The sequence below is a fragment of the Acinetobacter sp. 12966 genome, from assembly GCF_031196995.1.
Classification (GTDB): Bacteria; Pseudomonadota; Gammaproteobacteria; order Pseudomonadales; family Moraxellaceae; genus Acinetobacter; species Acinetobacter geminorum.
The window spans coordinates 17621-34544 of sequence record NZ_JAVIMC010000124.1; the positions used below are offsets into that span (position 1 = coordinate 17621).

At 39.7% G+C, this 16924-nt stretch carries 35 protein-coding genes; 10 read left to right on the top strand and 25 right to left on the bottom strand.

The window, feature by feature from the left end; genetic code table 11:
* Positions 1 to 2 precede the first annotated feature (2 nt).
* From RFW85_RS16885 to RFW85_RS17000, 24 genes are all read right to left on the bottom strand, one after another.
* The gene (locus RFW85_RS16885) at positions 3 to 485 is read right to left on the bottom strand and encodes a terminase small subunit (RefSeq protein ID WP_001219089.1); all 483 of its coding nucleotides are present in this window, start codon (positions 483 to 485) and stop codon (positions 3 to 5) included.
* A 169-nt stretch (positions 486 to 654) separates the two neighbouring features.
* Entirely contained in the window at positions 655 to 837 is a 183-nt protein-coding gene (locus RFW85_RS16890) for a hypothetical protein (protein WP_006581799.1), read from the bottom strand.
* Positions 838 to 847: 10 nt separating this feature from the next.
* Positions 848 to 1126 (bottom strand): hypothetical protein, encoded by a 279-nt coding sequence (locus RFW85_RS16895; protein ID WP_000649784.1) that lies wholly within the window; start codon positions 1124 to 1126, stop codon positions 848 to 850.
* Entirely contained in the window at positions 1123 to 1422 is a 300-nt protein-coding gene (locus RFW85_RS16900; RefSeq protein ID WP_031980908.1) for an HNH endonuclease, read from the bottom strand. The genes RFW85_RS16895 and RFW85_RS16900 overlap by 4 nt, the downstream gene beginning before the upstream one ends.
* Positions 1352 to 1645 (bottom strand): hypothetical protein, encoded by a 294-nt coding sequence (locus tag RFW85_RS16905; protein ID WP_309171727.1) that lies wholly within the window; start codon positions 1643 to 1645, stop codon positions 1352 to 1354. The genes RFW85_RS16900 and RFW85_RS16905 overlap by 71 nt, the downstream gene beginning before the upstream one ends.
* A gap of 5 nt (positions 1646 to 1650) precedes the next feature.
* Positions 1651 to 1875 carry a hypothetical protein gene (locus RFW85_RS16910; protein ID WP_046127756.1) on the bottom strand — a complete coding sequence of 75 codons (225 nt, stop codon included), beginning with the start codon at positions 1873 to 1875 and terminating at the stop codon, positions 1651 to 1653.
* Entirely contained in the window at positions 1865 to 2395 is a 531-nt protein-coding gene (locus RFW85_RS16915; RefSeq protein WP_000433061.1) for a hypothetical protein, read from the bottom strand. The genes RFW85_RS16910 and RFW85_RS16915 overlap by 11 nt, the downstream gene beginning before the upstream one ends.
* Positions 2396 to 2432: 37 nt before the next feature.
* A complete protein-coding gene (locus tag RFW85_RS16920) occupies positions 2433 to 2819 on the bottom strand; it encodes a hypothetical protein (protein ID WP_000850037.1) in 387 nt (128 codons plus the stop codon).
* Positions 2820 to 3190: 371 nt separating this feature from the next.
* Positions 3191 to 3364, bottom strand: a complete 174-nt coding sequence (locus RFW85_RS16925; RefSeq protein ID WP_166436875.1) for a hypothetical protein — start codon at positions 3362 to 3364, stop codon at positions 3191 to 3193.
* 122 nt (positions 3365 to 3486) lie between these two features.
* Positions 3487 to 3783 carry a Lar family restriction alleviation protein gene (locus RFW85_RS16930; protein WP_000528643.1) on the bottom strand — a complete coding sequence of 99 codons (297 nt, stop codon included), beginning with the start codon at positions 3781 to 3783 and terminating at the stop codon, positions 3487 to 3489.
* 122 nt (positions 3784 to 3905) lie between these two features.
* Positions 3906 to 4640: a hypothetical protein gene (locus tag RFW85_RS16935; RefSeq protein WP_000959671.1), complete on the bottom strand. Its 735-nt coding sequence runs from the start codon at positions 4638 to 4640 to the stop codon at positions 3906 to 3908.
* Positions 4641 to 4702: 62 nt separating this feature from the next.
* Positions 4703 to 5161: a hypothetical protein gene (locus RFW85_RS16940; protein ID WP_002115761.1), complete on the bottom strand. Its 459-nt coding sequence runs from the start codon at positions 5159 to 5161 to the stop codon at positions 4703 to 4705.
* 5 nt (positions 5162 to 5166) lie between these two features.
* Complete coding sequence (locus RFW85_RS16945; RefSeq protein WP_002115758.1) at positions 5167 to 5484, bottom strand: hypothetical protein; 318 nt, start codon at positions 5482 to 5484, stop codon at positions 5167 to 5169.
* Positions 5474 to 5653 carry a hypothetical protein gene (locus RFW85_RS16950; protein WP_001039748.1) on the bottom strand — a complete coding sequence of 60 codons (180 nt, stop codon included), beginning with the start codon at positions 5651 to 5653 and terminating at the stop codon, positions 5474 to 5476. Before RFW85_RS16950 ends, RFW85_RS16945 begins: the two co-directional genes overlap by 11 nt.
* Positions 5646 to 6047 carry an HNH endonuclease gene (locus tag RFW85_RS16955; RefSeq protein ID WP_000778996.1) on the bottom strand — a complete coding sequence of 134 codons (402 nt, stop codon included), beginning with the start codon at positions 6045 to 6047 and terminating at the stop codon, positions 5646 to 5648. The genes RFW85_RS16950 and RFW85_RS16955 overlap by 8 nt, the downstream gene beginning before the upstream one ends.
* On the bottom strand, positions 6044 to 6169 hold the full coding sequence (locus tag RFW85_RS16960) for a putative phage replication protein (RefSeq protein WP_024436720.1): 126 nt from the start codon (positions 6167 to 6169) through the stop codon (positions 6044 to 6046). The genes RFW85_RS16955 and RFW85_RS16960 overlap by 4 nt, the downstream gene beginning before the upstream one ends.
* Positions 6166 to 6633 (bottom strand): DNA N-6-adenine-methyltransferase, encoded by a 468-nt coding sequence (locus RFW85_RS16965; RefSeq protein ID WP_001087504.1) that lies wholly within the window; start codon positions 6631 to 6633, stop codon positions 6166 to 6168. Before RFW85_RS16965 ends, RFW85_RS16960 begins: the two co-directional genes overlap by 4 nt.
* Positions 6630 to 7379 carry a hypothetical protein gene (locus RFW85_RS16970; protein ID WP_000544513.1) on the bottom strand — a complete coding sequence of 250 codons (750 nt, stop codon included), beginning with the start codon at positions 7377 to 7379 and terminating at the stop codon, positions 6630 to 6632. Before RFW85_RS16970 ends, RFW85_RS16965 begins: the two co-directional genes overlap by 4 nt.
* Positions 7372 to 8301, bottom strand: a complete 930-nt coding sequence (locus tag RFW85_RS16975) for a YdaU family protein (RefSeq protein WP_000280082.1) — start codon at positions 8299 to 8301, stop codon at positions 7372 to 7374. Before RFW85_RS16975 ends, RFW85_RS16970 begins: the two co-directional genes overlap by 8 nt.
* Positions 8294 to 8656, bottom strand: coding sequence for a hypothetical protein (locus RFW85_RS16980; protein WP_001267985.1), 363 nt, complete (start codon positions 8654 to 8656; stop codon positions 8294 to 8296). The genes RFW85_RS16975 and RFW85_RS16980 overlap by 8 nt, the downstream gene beginning before the upstream one ends.
* The gene (locus RFW85_RS16985; RefSeq protein WP_001084141.1) at positions 8653 to 8949 is read right to left on the bottom strand and encodes a hypothetical protein; all 297 of its coding nucleotides are present in this window, start codon (positions 8947 to 8949) and stop codon (positions 8653 to 8655) included. Before RFW85_RS16985 ends, RFW85_RS16980 begins: the two co-directional genes overlap by 4 nt.
* Positions 8946 to 9218, bottom strand: a complete 273-nt coding sequence (locus tag RFW85_RS16990; protein ID WP_001180657.1) for a hypothetical protein — start codon at positions 9216 to 9218, stop codon at positions 8946 to 8948. Before RFW85_RS16990 ends, RFW85_RS16985 begins: the two co-directional genes overlap by 4 nt.
* Positions 9219 to 9267: 49 nt before the next feature.
* On the bottom strand, positions 9268 to 9768 hold the full coding sequence (locus tag RFW85_RS16995) for a phage regulatory CII family protein (RefSeq protein WP_019767547.1): 501 nt from the start codon (positions 9766 to 9768) through the stop codon (positions 9268 to 9270).
* A 60-nt stretch (positions 9769 to 9828) separates the two neighbouring features.
* Positions 9829 to 10092: a transcriptional regulator gene (locus tag RFW85_RS17000; RefSeq protein WP_019767546.1), complete on the bottom strand. Its 264-nt coding sequence runs from the start codon at positions 10090 to 10092 to the stop codon at positions 9829 to 9831.
* Between the two features lie 133 nt (positions 10093 to 10225).
* On the opposite strand from RFW85_RS17000, the gene RFW85_RS17005 reads away from it, so the two are divergent.
* The 10 genes from RFW85_RS17005 to RFW85_RS17050 all read left to right on the top strand — a co-directional run bounded on the left by RFW85_RS17005 (position 10226) and on the right by RFW85_RS17050 (position 15998).
* Positions 10226 to 10975, top strand: coding sequence for an XRE family transcriptional regulator (locus RFW85_RS17005; protein ID WP_032018627.1), 750 nt, complete (start codon positions 10226 to 10228; stop codon positions 10973 to 10975).
* Positions 10976 to 11181: 206 nt separating this feature from the next.
* Positions 11182 to 11622 carry a hypothetical protein gene (locus tag RFW85_RS17010; protein WP_086222011.1) on the top strand — a complete coding sequence of 147 codons (441 nt, stop codon included), beginning with the start codon at positions 11182 to 11184 and terminating at the stop codon, positions 11620 to 11622.
* 2 nt (positions 11623 to 11624) lie between these two features.
* Positions 11625 to 11885: a hypothetical protein gene (locus RFW85_RS17015; protein ID WP_019767489.1), complete on the top strand. Its 261-nt coding sequence runs from the start codon at positions 11625 to 11627 to the stop codon at positions 11883 to 11885.
* Positions 11886 to 11887: 2 nt separating this feature from the next.
* A complete protein-coding gene (locus tag RFW85_RS17020) occupies positions 11888 to 12211 on the top strand; it encodes a hypothetical protein (RefSeq protein WP_057082099.1) in 324 nt (107 codons plus the stop codon).
* Positions 12212 to 12222: 11 nt separating this feature from the next.
* Positions 12223 to 13344, top strand: a complete 1122-nt coding sequence (locus tag RFW85_RS17025) for an ATP-binding protein (protein ID WP_309171728.1) — start codon at positions 12223 to 12225, stop codon at positions 13342 to 13344.
* The gene (locus RFW85_RS17030; protein WP_309171729.1) at positions 13341 to 14288 is read left to right on the top strand and encodes a hypothetical protein; all 948 of its coding nucleotides are present in this window, start codon (positions 13341 to 13343) and stop codon (positions 14286 to 14288) included. The genes RFW85_RS17025 and RFW85_RS17030 overlap by 4 nt, the downstream gene beginning before the upstream one ends.
* The gene (locus RFW85_RS17035; protein WP_032031551.1) at positions 14288 to 14584 is read left to right on the top strand and encodes a hypothetical protein; all 297 of its coding nucleotides are present in this window, start codon (positions 14288 to 14290) and stop codon (positions 14582 to 14584) included. Before RFW85_RS17030 ends, RFW85_RS17035 begins: the two co-directional genes overlap by 1 nt.
* Positions 14585 to 14980 carry a hypothetical protein gene (locus RFW85_RS17040; RefSeq protein WP_309171730.1) on the top strand — a complete coding sequence of 132 codons (396 nt, stop codon included), beginning with the start codon at positions 14585 to 14587 and terminating at the stop codon, positions 14978 to 14980. It begins immediately after the preceding gene.
* Positions 14980 to 15750, top strand: coding sequence for a BRO family protein (locus RFW85_RS17045; protein WP_033844705.1), 771 nt, complete (start codon positions 14980 to 14982; stop codon positions 15748 to 15750). Before RFW85_RS17040 ends, RFW85_RS17045 begins: the two co-directional genes overlap by 1 nt.
* Positions 15747 to 15998 (top strand): hypothetical protein, encoded by a 252-nt coding sequence (locus tag RFW85_RS17050; protein WP_000141159.1) that lies wholly within the window; start codon positions 15747 to 15749, stop codon positions 15996 to 15998. The genes RFW85_RS17045 and RFW85_RS17050 overlap by 4 nt, the downstream gene beginning before the upstream one ends.
* Here the strand turns inward: RFW85_RS17050 and RFW85_RS17055 are convergent.
* Entirely contained in the window at positions 15964 to 16923 is a 960-nt protein-coding gene (locus RFW85_RS17055) for a tyrosine-type recombinase/integrase (protein ID WP_000190203.1), read from the bottom strand. The genes RFW85_RS17050 and RFW85_RS17055 overlap by 35 nt on opposite strands.
* Between the last annotated feature and the right edge of the window lies 1 nt (position 16924).

Sequence of the window (16924 nt, forward strand, 5' to 3'; positions counted from 1 at the left end):
ATTTAGCTCATCAATTGATTATCTAAAGTTGCAAACTTTCCTGATTTACTACCTTCTCTTGCAGTTTCTGCTTTGGTTTCTTTCTTGCCCTTTTCTGCAACCTTGCCGTGCTTGTATGGCAATGCTGCAATTGCTGCCTGCATTCTTAGTGGCAGCTTGTTGCCATTGAAGTTCATGACCTTAATTAAAAAATCTAAAGGGTCATCACCTTCAAATTGAAATTCCTCAATAGGGTTTTCATCTTCACCACTATTTTCGGGCGTATCTTTAGGTTTAACTTTTGGTGAATCAGATGTTAAAGAGCGCCCTTCTTTTTGGGCCTTTAACATTTCAATATAGACAATAATTTCAGGATCTTTTGCTAACCTAGCACCTGCGGCGGATGCAGTTTTTTCCGCGTAACCTGCTGAAATTGCTGCTTCTTTATTTGTCTTGCCGTCAACAATGGCAAGAGCAAATTTTTCCATTTTCTCTGTTAATGCCATTGCTCTACCTTTAACTTGATTTTAACTTTTTGCTTTAACTTTTTCTGAAAGGGAATTTTTTTTATAAATGAGATGGGGGGCGGTGTCCAACGGCGAAGGGCTTGGAACTTTTGACCTCCCCCCTGCCTGCTGGATTTTTGTGCATCATTTTGGTGCATCCTAAATATATTTAATAAAGCTTACAACCCGCTTCTATCTCTTCAGGTTCTGCATACCGGACCTTGCTTGAATCTGCATAGTCACCCGATGTGAAATAAACCTTCCCACACTCTACCTTTTCAACTGTCATAAGGTCAGTCCAAGCACCCTGCAAAGCAACCACATCACCTTTAGCAAAATCATTAGTAATCATTTAGCAATCCTTACCCGCATATAGGATCTTTATAGAGTCTATAGAATTGATCTATAAGCAGAGCTTCCACATCACCATTATCGTGACGAAATAAAACATGCTGCTTATCCAGCTCTTCTATGTAGTCTCTAGTGTGAACACGAATGGAACTGCCACCAATAAGAAACTTGTTTTCTTGGTGCATCTTTTTTACCCATGCAGGCAATGTTGAAAAATCTTCTTTTGCTCTTATTAAAAGCGCCTCAACATGCCAAGCATCAACTGTGCGCTCAATTGTTATGCATTTCATTGCCGGCTCTCCTGTTGGGTTTTCTTCTTATGGCATGGAACACAAAGAGACTGGAGGTTGGATTCATCATCCGTTCCACCTCTTGCCACATTCACAATATGGTCAAGCTCTAAGTCTTTAGTGACGATTCCACAACATTGACAGGTCCACTCATCACGTAAATGGATCTTAGCTTTAAGACGGCGCCACGGACGGCCACCACGACCAGAACCCCAATTGTTTTGTTTAGAGTTCTTCTGGCTTTGTGCGGGTGCCTGTAGCGTCTGCAACTTGTTCTTGAATGTTTGGAGTTTCATTTAAGGTTACTCGCGCATCAACACCATTAAGTAAATCAATGTTGATGTATTTCATGTCTAAGCCTTTACGTTGATACTCTTGGATCAACTTAACTAAATTGAGTTCCATCTGCTTCCGTAGAACTGCTGGACCTTCCAGCTCAATTGCTATGAAGGGCTTATCAGACTCACGGCCCAATTCATGAAAACCCAATCGATTATTAATAATGTTCTTTGGAATCATCGTGCTCACCCATCCAATGATTTAGACTTTGGCGCTGGTTCATCATCTTCAAACATTGCCAAGACTTCTGATAGTTGTGCAGACTGTTCAGCATTGATTTGAATGATTAAGCTATTCTGTTCGATAAGCTTATTGTTTTGTTCAGTCAACTTATTGTTATGGTCTATAAGCTTATTTGTCTGCTCTATCAGCTTAAGCACCACGTCTTGCAAATTTGAATCATTGCTCATTTTGATAACACCACTTAAGGTCATCCGGGATAATCAACATCACGCCCAAGTCTCTATGTGCATAGATGTTGATCTTATCCAGATATTTGGTGAATTCTTTAATGGTGGCCTTCTTGCTTTGCAGGTGGTCTTTAATGAAGGTATTGACCAAAACTTGGTAATCCTTTTCAAGTTGACGGCGCTTAGGTCCATCGAATGCTTGAATAACATCTTTAAAGTTCTGCAAAGCCATGTACTTTTCTGCAGTCTCTTGCCGACCTTCAACATAGATCCGGGCAAGAAACTTTTTCTTAAAAAGTAAATGAAGGTCATCCTTTGAGTTACCGGTCTTTTGCTTGATCTGCTCAAGCCAAGCCCAGTAAAGCCGGTTTTGTGCGGCGCTTCTATCGTCTTCTTTCTGATTGATTCTAACGACTAAAGGTTTGCCTTCTGCGGCTGCTTTGGAGTGGTTATTGTTCAGATAGTTAATTACCTGAACAATTCCAGAATAACTATTGATTGGGAATGTTGCTGGTTCCATATTCCCTCCAAAATTAATTCCATCGAATTCGAGGGAATTAATTCACTTTCAGATCAACATCAGGAACTATTGATTGTGGTTTAAAAGCTACCTTGTAGTGGTACGCACTAACACCTTTACTTGTTAGTTGTTCAGAAAAATAAGTTACATTGTCAGATATACCCAATGAATGCTTTTTAAATTCAGAATCACCTGTCTTACAAGTTACATCCACTTTCTTTTCACTTACTGCATCAAAAGAGCACTTGCCTTCGATTGTAAGGATGTAGTCACCAGTGATCCCATTATAAAAAACAATTCTACGATCCAACTCAAAGTTGTCAGCTGCATAAGAAAGATTCTTAGAAGCTACTTGAGCATCACGAGAACAACCAACCATTGCCATGGTACACATCAAGCCAATAGCCAAGAATTTCGTTTTCATTTCTCGCTTCCTTTTTCTAGGCACAAAAAAAGAGCCTTTCGGCTCAGGACTAAACCCAATTAAACACACCGCTTTTAATGGTTTTGTTTGGGTTATTTATAATTCAAAATAAATCTTGTTCTGACTCAAGCATTGCGTTGGTTCGCTTAAGCCATTTATTAAATAGCTCTTCGCTTTCCTGTCTGTTTCCCAGTTGGTAGGTATCAAATAAATGATGGCAGGAAAAACACAATGAAACTGTTTTTGAGTCGCAAGCCTTAATAGATCTGCCCTTGCCGTCTTTACTAGAATTAGAATGCGCGGCTTGGCTTGGTGCTGGTGCACCACATCTCATGCATGGCAGCTTGCGTACTTCGGCTAATCGTTTGGCGTCACGCATTTAACATGGACCGTAAATTATTAATCTGGTTTTTCAGGCGAAGAATGATGTTGTCGATAACAAGCATCTCATCACGGCTTAACCCAGTGCGTGACAAATTCTGATAGCGGTTTAATTCTTCTGAGTATTTATCAAGATTCTTTTTCGCTTCAACAATATCTGTCATATATCCCCCGAAAAATAAAAGCCCCGCCAATAACTAGTATTTGGCAGGGCTTCATGCGCCGTAATCCGTCCGGCTAAAAGAGAGGTGTGCTTATAAAACACCTCTCTCGAGATTAATAAAACTTATTTGCGTGTATTCCACTGGCGAATAGCATAATTAACAACTGATCTTTCTTCATAAACAGTGTCGTAATGAAAACTTTCATCCCAAGCGATCATCGCCCAAGCACTAGGGCCTTTTGATCCACAATCATGACACCATGTGAAAGCATCCCATGCTATAGAGCCGTCTTCATCTGGTTTTCCATAATGTGAAGAATCTGTACAAATTGAATCAGATCCACAAAATGGGCAATTTAAAGGTTTTTCATCTGGCCGTAATTCTGGTTTTTCTTGGTCAGCATGCCAGGTATTTCCCATTTCCAGTGCTCCAGATACGCAAAAAGCCCACTAAAATTAGTGAGCTTTTATTAAGTTTTTCAGGCGATCCATGTATAAAGCGCCCATTTTAGAAATACTTATACTCAACCGTTCTGTTTAAGTCAAGCTAATGATATTTCTTCTGGTTCAAAATGAAACGATCTAGCCAGGCTAGTTCTAATGGTGTTTTCCCAATTTTCGATACATGCTTCAGCAATTAATTCATATGGTTCATATCGCTCAGAATAACCAGACTTAGACACTTTTAATTTTGCGATCGTAATTTTTTCATGCAATGTATATGGGCGTTTCCCCGTACCACTGCATTTATCACAAAACTTAGATCCGCTTGGATATCCCTTTTCATTAAATAACTCCAATTTGCCTAATCCCTGGCAATGGCCACACATTGCCTTTGTAAATAATCGCCCACGCAAAACAACCTCAGCAATACCTTTGGCCACATTTGATAAATCGCCCTGACAATTATTTGGCTTAAAGTTCTTTTTGATCATTTCACGATGGATCTTACCCGCTAGTACGTTTCTAACGCGGAAAAAATCAGCTGAGTTAATCTCCCCTTTTTTTATTTCAACTTTACCCGGTATTTCACCAATACGCTTTTTTGATTCCTTACCATTAATTATCCTGGTCTCATAAATTTTCTTTGTTTCTGTGATTTCTGCAATGCGCTCAAAATCAATACGTTCAAGCAGTAATTCTGCCCATTTTTTTGCACCTGCAGGCAATAAGGCAATTTCTCCCAAAACAACATGCTTAGTAATTTTCCCTTTACCTTCGCTTTGAGCAATAGCAAGGCGAAGTAACTCAATAAAATCAAACTTTTCAACTAGCATAATCGCCTTCCTACTTACCCTTTACCTTTAATAAAAAACAACTTGTTAAAACCTTTTTCACATCAAAATTTTGCATATCGCCCGAATACAAGCATTGCTGCATCCCGTGCATGTTCATTAGTTCTCTTTGCCCACCCTGTTAGTTTTGAAAAATACTTAGCATCAGTTTTGGTTTTGTTAGCTGCAGGGTGAATCATCTTGTATTTCAAGCCTTGTTCTTTGCACCAATCCTCCCAAATCTGAGCATCCCTCTTCACGGATCCGATCCCTTCACGAACTCCGGCACCACTGCGATCTTGTCGCGCATCTGCATTACCAAACCATGTACGCAAACGGGCATCCTCAATAAACAACATTAGATTTTCTTTGCCATGACCCTCTACCAGCTCTAAAACTTTGCTCATAGCCTGAGTAATTGTTAGAGATTCAACATCTTGTAGTTGGCCACCATTACCCTGGTCAAATGCCACTGCAAAGCCGGTATTTACTCCAGTATCAATTCCAATTAAAACTTTGCTCATTACACTTAACCCTTAAGTAACTGGTCCAATTGATTGGCAATGCCGTTATAAACACGTGATTTATCCAGATCTCCAAAAAGGCTGGAAGAATGAGCATCTTGTTTATACTTCTGAGCCAGTTTTTCAATTGACTCCCTTAGTTCAACCAGAGTGCTTTGCTTTTTACCGCTGAGTGGTTCAATTGAGCGTGATACGTGGTCAGCCATTTCTTTTTCCATATGATCGAAGTAACTTTGACGTGCTAAATCCCTCGACTTGATTAGCTCTGGTGAAATAAGCTTTTCCATTTCACGGCGTTGCGCTTCAATCCATCTACTGTCCATTTTTTGCGCCCTCCGCATTAAACTTCTTCGCTTGGTCAAGTGCCTTTTCTAATTGAAGTAGCTCGTTGTAATCAGTATTAGATAGCCCACTCCGGTTATATCGGCCTCGTAATTTTTCGTAGCGAGCCTTTGCTGCGTCTATATCAAAAGTTTCTAATGGTTTATTCATGACTGGCTCCTTTATAATTCTCAAAGAAGAACGTCACAGGTTTTGTCTTAATTTCAATCAAACCAAAACGAAGTAAATGGCGGGCATGTGTGCTATCGCGTAGTAACTGCACATCACGGTAATGTGTAAGCATTTTTCGCCACCCTTCCAGCGGCATAGACGATTTGTTTGTATTGCAAGGAACACATGCAGGGTTCATGTTTTCTAAAGTGTCGTTTTGCGGTCTAGTCATTTCACCCGTAATTAACTTACCGCCACCAACATGAATTAAATCTCGTCTCACTGCTTCGATATGGTCTGCATGCCATTTATCGCCAAGCAACTCACCACAGTAAGCGCAATGTCCACCAAACTTTTGTTTTAGCTCAGCACGTTGCTGTTTAGTTAGTTTCATTGGTGAATTCCTTTCTTAATATGTTCTTTACGCGCCAACCACCACAAAACCACCGCACCGCAAAGTACTGCTGTTACACACGAAATGAGTAAGCCACAGCTTAAAATCTCGAATTTAGTCATGCTGATTTCTCCCAACTGACGTCTATCAGGCTTGGTCTAAACACCACAACACAGCAACCAAAAGGTGCATTCGTTTTAGAACCACCAAACTTTAGGCGTCCACGAATAAAATGAATTTCTCTTCCTAAGCAGTAATCTTGAAACCATCGGGCATCAGTTCTTACTGGAACGAGTGCAACTACCGTATGCCCTTTACTTGCTGTTTCCGCTGCCTTAGCAACCCAATCGATGATTTCTTTGCCGTAAGGTGGATTCATCCAGCATGTCCCAGTCCACTCTTGCTTTAGACCATCAATTTCAGGTGTAAAATAACGTTCACATTTAGCGTTTTCAGGCAGAGCACAAACGTCTAAATCAAAGTTAAATACTCGATCCAATTTTTCGAAAAAATCTTGCGGCGTAGCCCATACATCAGTTCGATCATCAGCTAATCCAAATAACTTATTTTTTGTCATGGAATTCATACATTCACCCCATCAATCAATCGCTGAATATTTCTAGGAATTGGCATACCCTCCCGACGGCACATCTCTGCGTATTCGTGTGGATTATCGAAAGGATCAGGGCCCAACTCTTTTATAAGCTCAGGCTCTTTTTCTTTTGCCTCAAGTTTTTGAACTGGTGCAGGTTTACGACCATTGATTTTTAATCTTTCCATCAATGATTTGAGATGCTTTTGAGCCTCGTCATTGCTCACAGGAACGTGTTTAGGTTCTTTGTGTTCTAGTTGTAGCGGTGGAGTGTAAAACTCTTGCTGACGGCCTTTTAACTGAGCTTTAGCAACCATCACGTTGTAGGTCCCGAAGAAATTATCTTGAGCTGCTCGCATTTGGCCGGCTTCGATCAAATACCTAACCTCGTCTAAGGCGTACTTAGTGATTTGGGTAATAACCACGGAACGGTCAGTTGTAAACTTACATGCGCGAGACCAAGCTTCTTCTGGAGACATCCAACTTTCACCGATACACCAGGTGCGAAACTCGGCAAATGACGGCATAAAGCGTCCACCTGCTGTAAGTAAACGACCAAGTGCGTTGTTAAATTGGTTTTGTTGAACGCCAACCAGTGTTTTAAGTGCGATTTGCTCAACCACTGACAGAGGAATTGCGCTTTCGCCTGTTGCTGGAAATTGCTTATTGAACTGAGCAGCGTAAACAGTGCGAAGAGAAGCGATTAATTGACGCACTTCGTTCAAGGTAATCTCATGCATGACCTACCTCCTCACTCACTAGAAACTTTTTTGAAGGGGTTACATCCACGATTTGAGACTGGTTTTGTTCTTCAAAAAGATTTGCGAAGTAACCCGGCTCTTGTGTTTTTTGCCCAACTGAAGTGATTTGCTCTTGCTTCTTGCGGTTAGCAGCAACTTGTTTCTCGTTGTTTTGAACCCAAGAGAACCACTTAACCAACCAGATGCTTGGTGTATTCAACGAGCTTGATTCGTTTGCAAAGTACCAGTCACCGAAATTTTGAATCATGGTTCTCAAGTCGATTTCAGGTACAGAAACAAATCTTTGTTGAGCAAGTGAGATGAAATCGTATTGAAACTCGCTGTATTCAGAAATGAATTCACGCATTGAGTAACGCTTGTGATCATCGATCTGATACTGAGCAAATTGGATTGGTGTAAATTGCGAATTTTCTTCACGCGCATTACTACTACTATCTATATATTGGTTATCGGTTAACGGTTTATGGTTAAGGTTTTTTTGGCTTTCACTTTCAGAACCCAAAATTAACCCACTGGGTTTTTGTGGGTTTTCAGAATTAACCGAGTCGCCTTCACTTTGGTTTTCTTTTGGTTTTTCCTTACGTGGACGCCCACCTTTCTTACCATTTTCACGATTTTTATCCCCTACTTTTTGATAAGCGGCGATTTCTGAATCACAACGTTTGTTGTGAAACCCGTCTTCCTCTTCCACAAAAAACTCTTGCAGCACAATTAATACTGCATCCCTTTCTTCTTGGGTATTTGCACGTAACCGACGAAAAACCGACTGGGTTTCTTTGGGTAATGGTTTTTCATTCAAATAATAAAAATCGAGAGCACGGCGATAAAAGCACTCTTCAACTGGGCTAAGGTGCGCTGTAGCAACCATAAAGTCGCTGATATGGTGGAGATATTTATACATCAGTGACTGCTCCTAATTTTACAAGACCGCGCATTTCCAACTGACGAATAATTCTTGGAGGAATAAATTCGTTGTTGATTTTGTAGCGAATACGAGACTTTTCTTTCACCTGAATTAGTTTGTGCCCATCCTCCATGAGACGGCGAACTGCTATAGCCTGCCCCCCCATATGGGTTAATTCTTCAAGTTGATAAAATCTTTCCTGAGCCTCAATTGCGGCATTCATAACTGAAAGTGGCATAGCTGCTAATTCTTTAGCCGAATAGATCTTTACTGGTTGTTCCAGTGGAATTACCACCTCTAGCGGTGTGGTGGAAACGGAAATATCCTGTTTTCTTCTTGCTGCATATCTCACTTTTCACCATCCTTTGGCTTAACATAGCCACCAAACGAATCAACCAAACACGCTTTGGTTAAGCTGGTTACAATCTGTTGTGCTAACCACTGCGTTATGCGAAATTGACGAGCCATAGCCTCTGAAAATTCAACTTTGGTTACCGCCGCATTATTTTCGTCATAACCTTTGTTACGTAAATTTTGCTTTTTCACCTCAAATAGGTGCCCAAGCACTCGCAATGCAGGCTCGTAAAAAGATTGGATTTCACTTTGCTGACGAGAATCTTTGATTTGCTGTGTAAAGCTGTTCATGACACCTCCGCTAATGCTTGCTCAGCGCTTGTTAGCCGGCGTTTGGCGTTAAGTTCAGCAACTGTTGCGTGGCGAATCTGGCTTTTATGGATTGGTCCACAAGCACCAGAGGAGATAACCTTTACTCGGAACAAATCATTCGTGTACTTGTAGTCAATGATTTCAAGCAGGTAATCTTTGGAGCCTTGCGGTGTAAGCACAACCACATCGCCTACTAAAAAATCTTGCGAGTTGAGTTCGGTTGGCTGTTCTGATAAATTATTTTGCATATTCGATTCCTCTAGCAAGTAATTGAATTAACTAGCCTGATGGACCAGATCAGGCTTTTTCTTTCTTTACCTTAGAAATATAAGTTGCAGCTTCCGACTTAAGCGCCTCTCGAAGTTGGCGAATGTGGTTTTCCATTTCTTCTAAGATTTCTTCTGTATCTGCTAATTCCGCAGGTGTAACAACTCCATCCTCTAAAACTTTGTGGACCTGTTGATTGGTTTGGCCATTGTTAATATTTATATGTAGCAAGGTTTCAACAATGCTGACTTCATGGCCTTTCTCATCCACTTGATTAGCTGGCACTAGAACATAACCAAGCATGTGTGCCCATGCCTTAACTAAAGCTGGGTTGCGTGTAAACTGAATCATTGCCTCAAGTTTTTTGATACTTGGGAAATGTGTTTCCATATTTGGGTTTGCGTAGTTAAGAACGCTCTTGTATGAATCGCCTAGAACGTCTGCAATTTCTTGCGGTGAAATTCCTTGCGATTGGTGAACAATTTTGTAAATTGCCGTTTTAGCCTCTGGGCTTAAGTGAATTTCACTCATATGTGAATACCTCTTTAAATTTCACGTATACGCACATAAGGCGTAAGTGAATAATGGTTCCTATGCGGTACGCTTGGGTTTTGTGCTACGTCTTACATAGTCAAAGTCAGCATTTGGGCATAATTCATCGCAACTAACTTTTCCGTGGCTTTCTCGGTCTAAGGCAATTGCCAAAGTTGCGCTACAAAAACGAAATTTGTTTACGACTAAACGTAAATAACCAAGAGTTGATCCGCATTTTTTTGCAAACTTCTCTTTAGCTTCTTTGTTAGGCAAAGAATTAAGGTAATCAGCAAGTGATTTGGTTGATACTTCCACTTCCATTGATAAACCCATTGATAATTAATTTATCACATGAGTTTATCTTTTGATAATTTTAATTGCAATAGGATAATTAGCAAAATTTATCCCTTATTGTTATCATTTGATAATTAGTTGGCTTATGAATGTTGTGTCCATGAATCTTAAAGAAATACGTCGTAAGAACTTGCGTAAGCTAATTGACCAGTTACTTTCTGACAAAATTTACGAGCGTCAAGAAGACTTTGCAGTTGCTGTAGGCATCGACAAAACCTATCTCTCTCAAATGCTTATGGAGCCTGATCAAAAAGGTTCACGAGGTGTTAGCGAGGCGAAAGCGCGGCAGATTGAAAAAGAGTTAAATTTAGAGGCAAATTTTCTGGACCTACTTGATGAATCAAGTCCGTTTGGTAAAAGTAAAATTGAGAATGGTGTTATTCGTCCTGCTTCAAACCTTGATGATTCAGGTGACTATGTAATTATTCCGATGTATGACATTAAAGCTGCATGTGGTAATGGTTATACAAATGAAGATGAATTGATTAAAGGCGGGCTGGTTTTTAAAGAAAGTTTTATCCGTAAATGTGGGCTTTCGTTAAGCCATGAAGATACCGGTATTATTACTGGTGATGGTAGAAGCATGGAGCCAACAATCAATCATACGGATGCTATTCTTACAGACCTACGAGTAAAAACGATTGATCAAGTCATTAGTGATAAAGTTTACGCTTTTGTTGCAAATAAAGAGTTAAGAATAAAAAGACTTTTTAGAAAAACCAACGGCGGCTTAAGAATTGTTAGTGATAATCCCGACAAAGAAACCTTTCCAGATGAGCACATTGAAAAGGAAGATTTAGATGCCATTCAAATTAAAGGTTTAGTACGCTGGAGATGCGGAGAAGTATAAAAATATAAAAAATTACATTATCAGCCTGATAAATAATCAGGCTTTTTTATTGCCTTAATAATCATACAATTATCAAAAATGATAAATTTATTTATCATTTGCTATTGCTAACTAAATTATCTTTTGATAATTTTATCTCGTAAATAACAAAAAAGCACACCGCCTCTCCCCAGATTCGATGTGCTTTGCAAACTGCGAGATCAATTATGAACGTAAAAACAAATCCTTTCAACTTATTTGCAATTGGCAGTATAGCTGCCCTTGCATTATCAGGTGGCACTTTAGTTGCTTGCCAATTTCAACCACCAGCTGAAGCAAAAGATTCTTATACTTCTTTTACTCCAAAAATCCAACCAAGTACTTACGGGGTTTTAACCGCAAAAATCACAGGTAAACATTCTGGCGTTGCTGTAATTAAATTAGATAGCTTCCGTTTAAACGTTAGCTTTGATTTTGAAGCTCATCCAGACAGTTACGGCGTTCCGGGTTCTGAATTCACCGCTGTCGATATTACTCAACTCACAGTAAATGAAATCACTGATATTAACGGTAAGTCATATAACGATTTCACCGAATTTGAAGACATCCGAAACATCAATGGCCTTTTAAAAGGCTTCATCGAACGTAACAAGTTGGTGGAGGCTTAATCATGGCTAATTCAACTCTAAATCTATCTGAACGCCAACAAGCCGTTTTGGAAACAGTGATCGAACTCAATAAGGAAGGTTATCGACCTTATACATGGCAAGTGGCTAGGCGCATGGGCATTAAAGGCCACCAAATTACCGAAAAACAGTGTGGTTATGATCTAAGCGTGATTATTCGCACTAAAGGCACAGGTGTGTTTTCTGCAAAACTTGATAGCAATCCTAAAATTTGGATCTATCAAGAATCTATGGGAGTGGCTTAATCATGCAAAAAGTTAAGCATCACCCTGACGGCTATAAGTCTTATTTAGGCCGTGATGATAAAGGGCTGTATTCAGTTCGCATTGGCTGGCAAGTGTACGCATCTAATGCTAATGGCTCAGTTCTTTACAAAGTTAAAGACGGATTTAAGACACCATTAAATGTGTTCAGGTTCCAAACTGACTATCCAAAAGTTTGGAATGAACTCACACAAGAAATTGATTTCCAACGCAGAAAGCAGCTCGCTATAAAGCTACGTGAAACAAACATCCCTACTTATGACCGCAAAGCTTATAAAACTAAGCGCGGCTTCACTGGCTCAAGATAAGGATAAGAAAAATGGCTCTACCGATTATTACTGCTGACCAAACTTTATTGGTTCAAGCAATTATTGTGTACCTATACGCTGATCCGGGTTTAGGTAAATCATCGATGGGCTTTACTGCGGAAAAAGCAATTTCTTTTGACTTTGACCGTGGTGCTCACCGTACTGGTGAATTACGTCGTGGTGCGGTTGTACAGGTTCAACAATGGAGTGATGTTGCAAACCTTACTCCGCAGGACTTAGCACCATATAAAACTGTTGTCATTGATACCGTGGGTGCAATGCTTGAATGCATTAAAACCCACCTGTTACTTACGGCAAATAACCGTCAAAAAGATGGTTCTTTAAAGTTAAAGGCTCAAGGTCTAGCGAACCAAACCTTCAAGCAATACATCAATACTTTGATCAGTTTAGGTAAAGATGTTGTTTTCATTGCACACGCATCAGAAGATCAAAACGGTGATCAAATTATTTACCGCCCAGATCTAGGTGGTAAAAACCGTAACGAGCTTTACCGTATCGCAGATGTCATGGGTTATCTAACAACTGTTACTACTGGTGAAGGTAAAAATGCCCGCGTTATTAATTTCAAACCTTCGCCTACACATCATGCGAAAAACTCAGGTGCTTTAGGCGGTGAAACCGGTGAAGTATGGGTACCTGATCTTAAAGCACACCCTACTTTCTTGGCTGACCTGATTACTCAAGCTAAAGATCACATTAACACCTTAACGCCTGCACAACTTGCAGCAGCTAAAGCCCAAGAAGAACTAGAAAACTGGAAACAAAGCTGTGAAGAAGCTGAACATGTAGGTGACCTTAATCAATTAACCGAGTCGCTTGATAAAGAACACATGTATTACCAGAACATGCGCCAAGCAATGTTAATGAGGGCTAAAGCATTGAATTGCACGTTTGATAAGCAACGTGGCACTTGGATTAGTCCACCTGAATTTAACGGTATCTCAGATCAACAAAGAGATGAACTTCAAAACTTTATTGCTGAACGGGGCCTCGATGTAAAAACAGTTTGTGAGCACTTCGGCATAGATGCCCTTATTCAAATTGAAGCGGCAAAGCTAACAGCAGTTAAACAAGACATTGAAACTTTGGCTAAAACTGGGATGACAGCATGAAAAATATTTTAACTGCTCAAGAAGCATTTGCAGCACTTCAAAAAGGTAAAACTGTTCTATGTCGTCCTATTGGAGACATGTTGGACTTTTCTGACTTAGATCAATTCCCCGCTTCTGTTTTTGGTAAACCGGGTTTTGAATTCTGCATCAAAATCGAAACTATTGAGCTGGCTGGCATTACATTCACAAAGCCATTAACTATTGATGAATATGAGGAAGGACAGGATGTTTTTGTAATTACTACATATTCGCCTTCTATTTACGTCGTGAATTTTAGAACCACCGCATTAATTGAATCTATTAATAGCGGCTTTGTTCAACGTGATGCAGAAAACGCCAAGCTTCAATTAAAAGCTTTTTCAAAAGCACTCGGTTTTGAAATCAACAATGAATTAAGTGTTATTCGTCTTGGTGAGGAACCCAAAAAACAGAGAGGCAAAAAATCAAAAGCAGAAAAGCCTAGTGAAGTTATTTCTGCAGAAACTCAACCAACAATTGTTATTACCGAACAAACAAATGTCACCACATCTGAGGATCTGTTAGTTCCAGAAACTAACGAGCCTAAAGTAGATCCTGAATATCAGAAGGCATTAGATGCTCTTCTTCAGCGTGTAAAAGAATCAAAAACACCTGAAGAGGTAAATGCTGTTTATCGATATACCCGTACGTGGAATGACAAACAAATGGAACCTCTCCTCCTTGCCACTCACAAACGACTTGAAGAGCTAGAAAAATCTAAGGCACCTGCAAATGAACCACCTTCACTAATGGTTCAGATCCAAACTGCACCGGACCTTACAACGTTAGATGCTTTGGAAATAGATGTGGCTGCACGAGATCCACAGATTCAATCACGACTCATGGATTTTGTTAAGAAACGCCGCTTTGAATTAGAAAATGCGGCATCAAACGAACCAGATTATTTACTGGAGGAACCTTTCTAATGTCGAAACAAATTACTCCAGAGTTTCTTTTCGAGCCAAAGCTGCTACCAATGCAGCTTTTCGAAAAGTTCATTGTGTTCAACGTAAATGCTGGGTATCGCGGGAAAGGTACACCGCTCGGCGTGAACTTGATTAAAGGTAATAAAGCCACCCTTTCAGTAAGCAACGAAGGTGTGATGAACAAAGCAGCTCAAGAGCGATACAAGCTAATGCTTTTGAAATATTTCAAAGAAGGTCGCTCTGCAATGGATGAGCTGGATCATGAAGTTAAACGTATTTATAGAATGGTGGCGTGAATGATTGATTTGAATAAGGAAAGAGAGGCTTTTCTGGATACCTTCCAATATTACAAAGGAAGAAGAGACATTATTTTTAGTCATGAGCATGAACTGTTTATGACTAGATCAAACAATCCTTCTGAAATTGCTCAGAAAGAAATAAGCAACATGAATAGCCGTTGGGATGCTTGGCTTAGATGTGCAAAGCATCGTGATGCAGAGCTAGAAAAAGCCAAAGCTCAGACGGTGCCAGAGAATCACATTGTTGTACCAAGAACTAGAGAAGTTGTAGTGGCAATTGAAAAGATAGTTCAGCAGCAATGTGATGCCAGTGGAGTACAGGAACCGCTTCACAGATTGGATGGGTGGAGAATCCTGGAGGAAATTGCTGAAAAGGTTGAGGAGATTAAGTGATGAACAATGTATCTGTTTTTAACTTCAATCAAAACGAAGTCCGCACCATTGTAAAAGAGGATGGTGAAATTTGGTTTGTTCTTTCTGATGTTTGTAATGTTTTAGAGATTGGCAATCCAAGTGATGCAGCACGTAGATTAGATAATGATGAAGTTACCCTCGATACTATCGAGGGTAACCACAGACCAACTAATTTAGTTAATGAATCTGGTCTTTATTCTTTAGTTCTAACAAGCCGTAAACCTGAAGCTAAGCAATTTAAGAAATGGGTTACTTCTGATGTATTGCCAAGCATTCGTAAAAATGGTGGGTATATTGTTGGACAAGAAGTTAATTCACCAGAAATATTGATGGCTAAGGCACTTCAAGTTGCAAACAATATTTTAGAGTCAAAAACAAAAGAGTTAGCGGCAGCAAAGTCAAAGGTTGAGTTATTAGAGCCAAAAGCGCAAGCACTTGAAACTATAGCTAATACTGATGGCACATACACTATACGCGAATGTGCAAAAACTATTAATATCGGTGAACGCAAACTAATAAGTCTATTAATTGATAAAAAATGGATTTATCGAGAAGAGCATGGACGTCTACAACCGTACTCAACAAAACGAGAGGCAGGAATATTTATCAATCGCCCATCACCAGTAATCATAAATAAAAATACTGGTGAGGAGAAAGTTCATTTACATATGCGAATCACAGCTTATGGGTTAACAAAAATTACTGAGTTGGTGAATAGCTGTAAACATAAGGGAGGAGATGCTGCATGACAGAAGTTAAATTTGTTTCTATGCCTGCATCCGAATTGGCTCAGGTCATCGAAAAGGCATGTGAGAATGCAGTAACTAAAGTTTTAGCAGCCCAAGGCGATGAGCTGCTTAACATTACGCAATTATGTGAACGTATACCGGGCTTATCCTACCATTCATTTAAGAAGTTAGCCAAAGAACATAGATTCAAAGATATTAAAGGCCGTTATTCGCTTACGGCTGTGAAAGCCGCGCTGCAATCTCACTAGAAGTGGGATTGTAGTAAATCATCGCACGCCGTGGATTACTCCACCCAAACATTTTACACAGATCAAGCAGCGGGATTTTTAAAGCGATTTTTGTTGCTGCAGTATGGCGACTATCATGGAAAGTAAAACCTTCTAAACCCGCTTCTAATTTAGCATCCCGAAATTCATCGGTTGCATCATCACTAGTTATACTAAATACATACCCTTGCTTTTTTGGGCCAATGGATTTAAAGATTTCAACCGCTTGGGAACTTAAAGGCACTTCCCTTGCACGACCATTTTTTGTAAGGTCTAAAATTAAATAGCTTTTACTCAATCTAATTTTTTCCCATTTCAGATTGCAAATTTCTGAAAGTCTCATTCCAGTTTGTAAAGCGATTAAAAAGATATAGCGCATCTCAGTAGATAAGAAAGGTAATAAAATTTCTATTTCTTCATCACTAATTACACGTTCTCGATGCGGTGATTCTGAAGGGAACTTAATTTCACGTAGAGGGTTCACTGATAGCCATCGCTTGACCTCAATGCACCAAGTGAAAAAAGCTGACAGCAAAATAAACTCACGCCTAATCGTGGCACCTTTAACATTTAAAAGCCTTTGCTCACGCCATTCTGTTAAGAAGTCTTTATTAACTTGAATGAGCGGCTGATCTACATACATGGCTTTTAATAAAAAGTTTATTTTTCTTCGTTCTTTTTCATAGCCACGTTTATTAATAGAGACAGTATCACGGTACTCAATTAAGGCATCTTTAAATATAATATGGTCGAAAATCTCTAACTTTTCATTCTTTAATCTTACTTCTGTTTCTTGCGCCCACTTCTTTGCATCACGCAAAGTATCAAATGTTTTTGATTTAGCCGGATGCGGCTTAATTCTAACGGTAGCTGTCACTCTACCATTGCGTTTTTGAAAGGTCGCCATT

Bases quoted from the DNA above. Each gene is read 5' to 3' on its own strand.
- RFW85_RS16885 (WP_001219089.1), bottom strand. From the start codon at position 485: ATGGCATTAACAGAGAAAATGGAAAAATTTGCTCTTGCCATTGTTGAC.
- RFW85_RS16890 (WP_006581799.1), bottom strand. From the start codon at position 837: ATGATTACTAATGATTTTGCTAAAGGTGATGTGGTTGCTTTGCAGGGT.
- RFW85_RS16895 (WP_000649784.1), bottom strand. From the start codon at position 1,126: ATGAAATGCATAACAATTGAGCGCACAGTTGATGCTTGGCATGTTGAG.
- RFW85_RS16900 (WP_031980908.1), bottom strand. From the start codon at position 1,422: ATGAAACTCCAAACATTCAAGAACAAGTTGCAGACGCTACAGGCACCC.
- RFW85_RS16905 (WP_309171727.1), bottom strand. From the start codon at position 1,645: ATGATTCCAAAGAACATTATTAATAATCGATTGGGTTTTCATGAATTG.
- RFW85_RS16910 (WP_046127756.1), bottom strand. From the start codon at position 1,875: ATGAGCAATGATTCAAATTTGCAAGACGTGGTGCTTAAGCTGATAGAG.
- RFW85_RS16915 (WP_000433061.1), bottom strand. From the start codon at position 2,395: ATGGAACCAGCAACATTCCCAATCAATAGTTATTCTGGAATTGTTCAG.
- RFW85_RS16920 (WP_000850037.1), bottom strand. From the start codon at position 2,819: ATGAAAACGAAATTCTTGGCTATTGGCTTGATGTGTACCATGGCAATG.
- RFW85_RS16925 (WP_166436875.1), bottom strand. From the start codon at position 3,364: ATGACAGATATTGTTGAAGCGAAAAAGAATCTTGATAAATACTCAGAA.
- RFW85_RS16930 (WP_000528643.1), bottom strand. From the start codon at position 3,783: ATGGGAAATACCTGGCATGCTGACCAAGAAAAACCAGAATTACGGCCA.
- RFW85_RS16935 (WP_000959671.1), bottom strand. From the start codon at position 4,640: ATGCTAGTTGAAAAGTTTGATTTTATTGAGTTACTTCGCCTTGCTATT.
- RFW85_RS16940 (WP_002115761.1), bottom strand. From the start codon at position 5,161: ATGAGCAAAGTTTTAATTGGAATTGATACTGGAGTAAATACCGGCTTT.
- RFW85_RS16945 (WP_002115758.1), bottom strand. From the start codon at position 5,484: ATGGACAGTAGATGGATTGAAGCGCAACGCCGTGAAATGGAAAAGCTT.
- RFW85_RS16950 (WP_001039748.1), bottom strand. From the start codon at position 5,653: ATGAATAAACCATTAGAAACTTTTGATATAGACGCAGCAAAGGCTCGC.
- RFW85_RS16955 (WP_000778996.1), bottom strand. From the start codon at position 6,047: ATGAAACTAACTAAACAGCAACGTGCTGAGCTAAAACAAAAGTTTGGT.
- RFW85_RS16960 (WP_024436720.1), bottom strand. From the start codon at position 6,169: ATGACTAAATTCGAGATTTTAAGCTGTGGCTTACTCATTTCGTGTGTA.
- RFW85_RS16965 (WP_001087504.1), bottom strand. From the start codon at position 6,633: ATGAATTCCATGACAAAAAATAAGTTATTTGGATTAGCTGATGATCGA.
- RFW85_RS16970 (WP_000544513.1), bottom strand. From the start codon at position 7,379: ATGCATGAGATTACCTTGAACGAAGTGCGTCAATTAATCGCTTCTCTT.
- RFW85_RS16975 (WP_000280082.1), bottom strand. From the start codon at position 8,301: ATGTATAAATATCTCCACCATATCAGCGACTTTATGGTTGCTACAGCG.
- RFW85_RS16985 (WP_001084141.1), bottom strand. From the start codon at position 8,949: ATGAACAGCTTTACACAGCAAATCAAAGATTCTCGTCAGCAAAGTGAA.
- RFW85_RS16990 (WP_001180657.1), bottom strand. From the start codon at position 9,218: ATGCAAAATAATTTATCAGAACAGCCAACCGAACTCAACTCGCAAGAT.
- RFW85_RS16995 (WP_019767547.1), bottom strand. From the start codon at position 9,768: ATGAGTGAAATTCACTTAAGCCCAGAGGCTAAAACGGCAATTTACAAA.
- RFW85_RS17000 (WP_019767546.1), bottom strand. From the start codon at position 10,092: ATGGAAGTGGAAGTATCAACCAAATCACTTGCTGATTACCTTAATTCT.
- RFW85_RS17005 (WP_032018627.1), top strand. From the start codon at position 10,226: ATGAATCTTAAAGAAATACGTCGTAAGAACTTGCGTAAGCTAATTGAC.
- RFW85_RS17010 (WP_086222011.1), top strand. From the start codon at position 11,182: ATGAACGTAAAAACAAATCCTTTCAACTTATTTGCAATTGGCAGTATA.
- RFW85_RS17015 (WP_019767489.1), top strand. From the start codon at position 11,625: ATGGCTAATTCAACTCTAAATCTATCTGAACGCCAACAAGCCGTTTTG.
- RFW85_RS17020 (WP_057082099.1), top strand. From the start codon at position 11,888: ATGCAAAAAGTTAAGCATCACCCTGACGGCTATAAGTCTTATTTAGGC.
- RFW85_RS17025 (WP_309171728.1), top strand. From the start codon at position 12,223: ATGGCTCTACCGATTATTACTGCTGACCAAACTTTATTGGTTCAAGCA.
- RFW85_RS17030 (WP_309171729.1), top strand. From the start codon at position 13,341: ATGAAAAATATTTTAACTGCTCAAGAAGCATTTGCAGCACTTCAAAAA.
- RFW85_RS17035 (WP_032031551.1), top strand. From the start codon at position 14,288: ATGTCGAAACAAATTACTCCAGAGTTTCTTTTCGAGCCAAAGCTGCTA.
- RFW85_RS17040 (WP_309171730.1), top strand. From the start codon at position 14,585: ATGATTGATTTGAATAAGGAAAGAGAGGCTTTTCTGGATACCTTCCAA.
- RFW85_RS17045 (WP_033844705.1), top strand. From the start codon at position 14,980: ATGAACAATGTATCTGTTTTTAACTTCAATCAAAACGAAGTCCGCACC.
- RFW85_RS17050 (WP_000141159.1), top strand. From the start codon at position 15,747: ATGACAGAAGTTAAATTTGTTTCTATGCCTGCATCCGAATTGGCTCAG.
- RFW85_RS17055 (WP_000190203.1), bottom strand. From the start codon at position 16,923: ATGGCGACCTTTCAAAAACGCAATGGTAGAGTGACAGCTACCGTTAGA.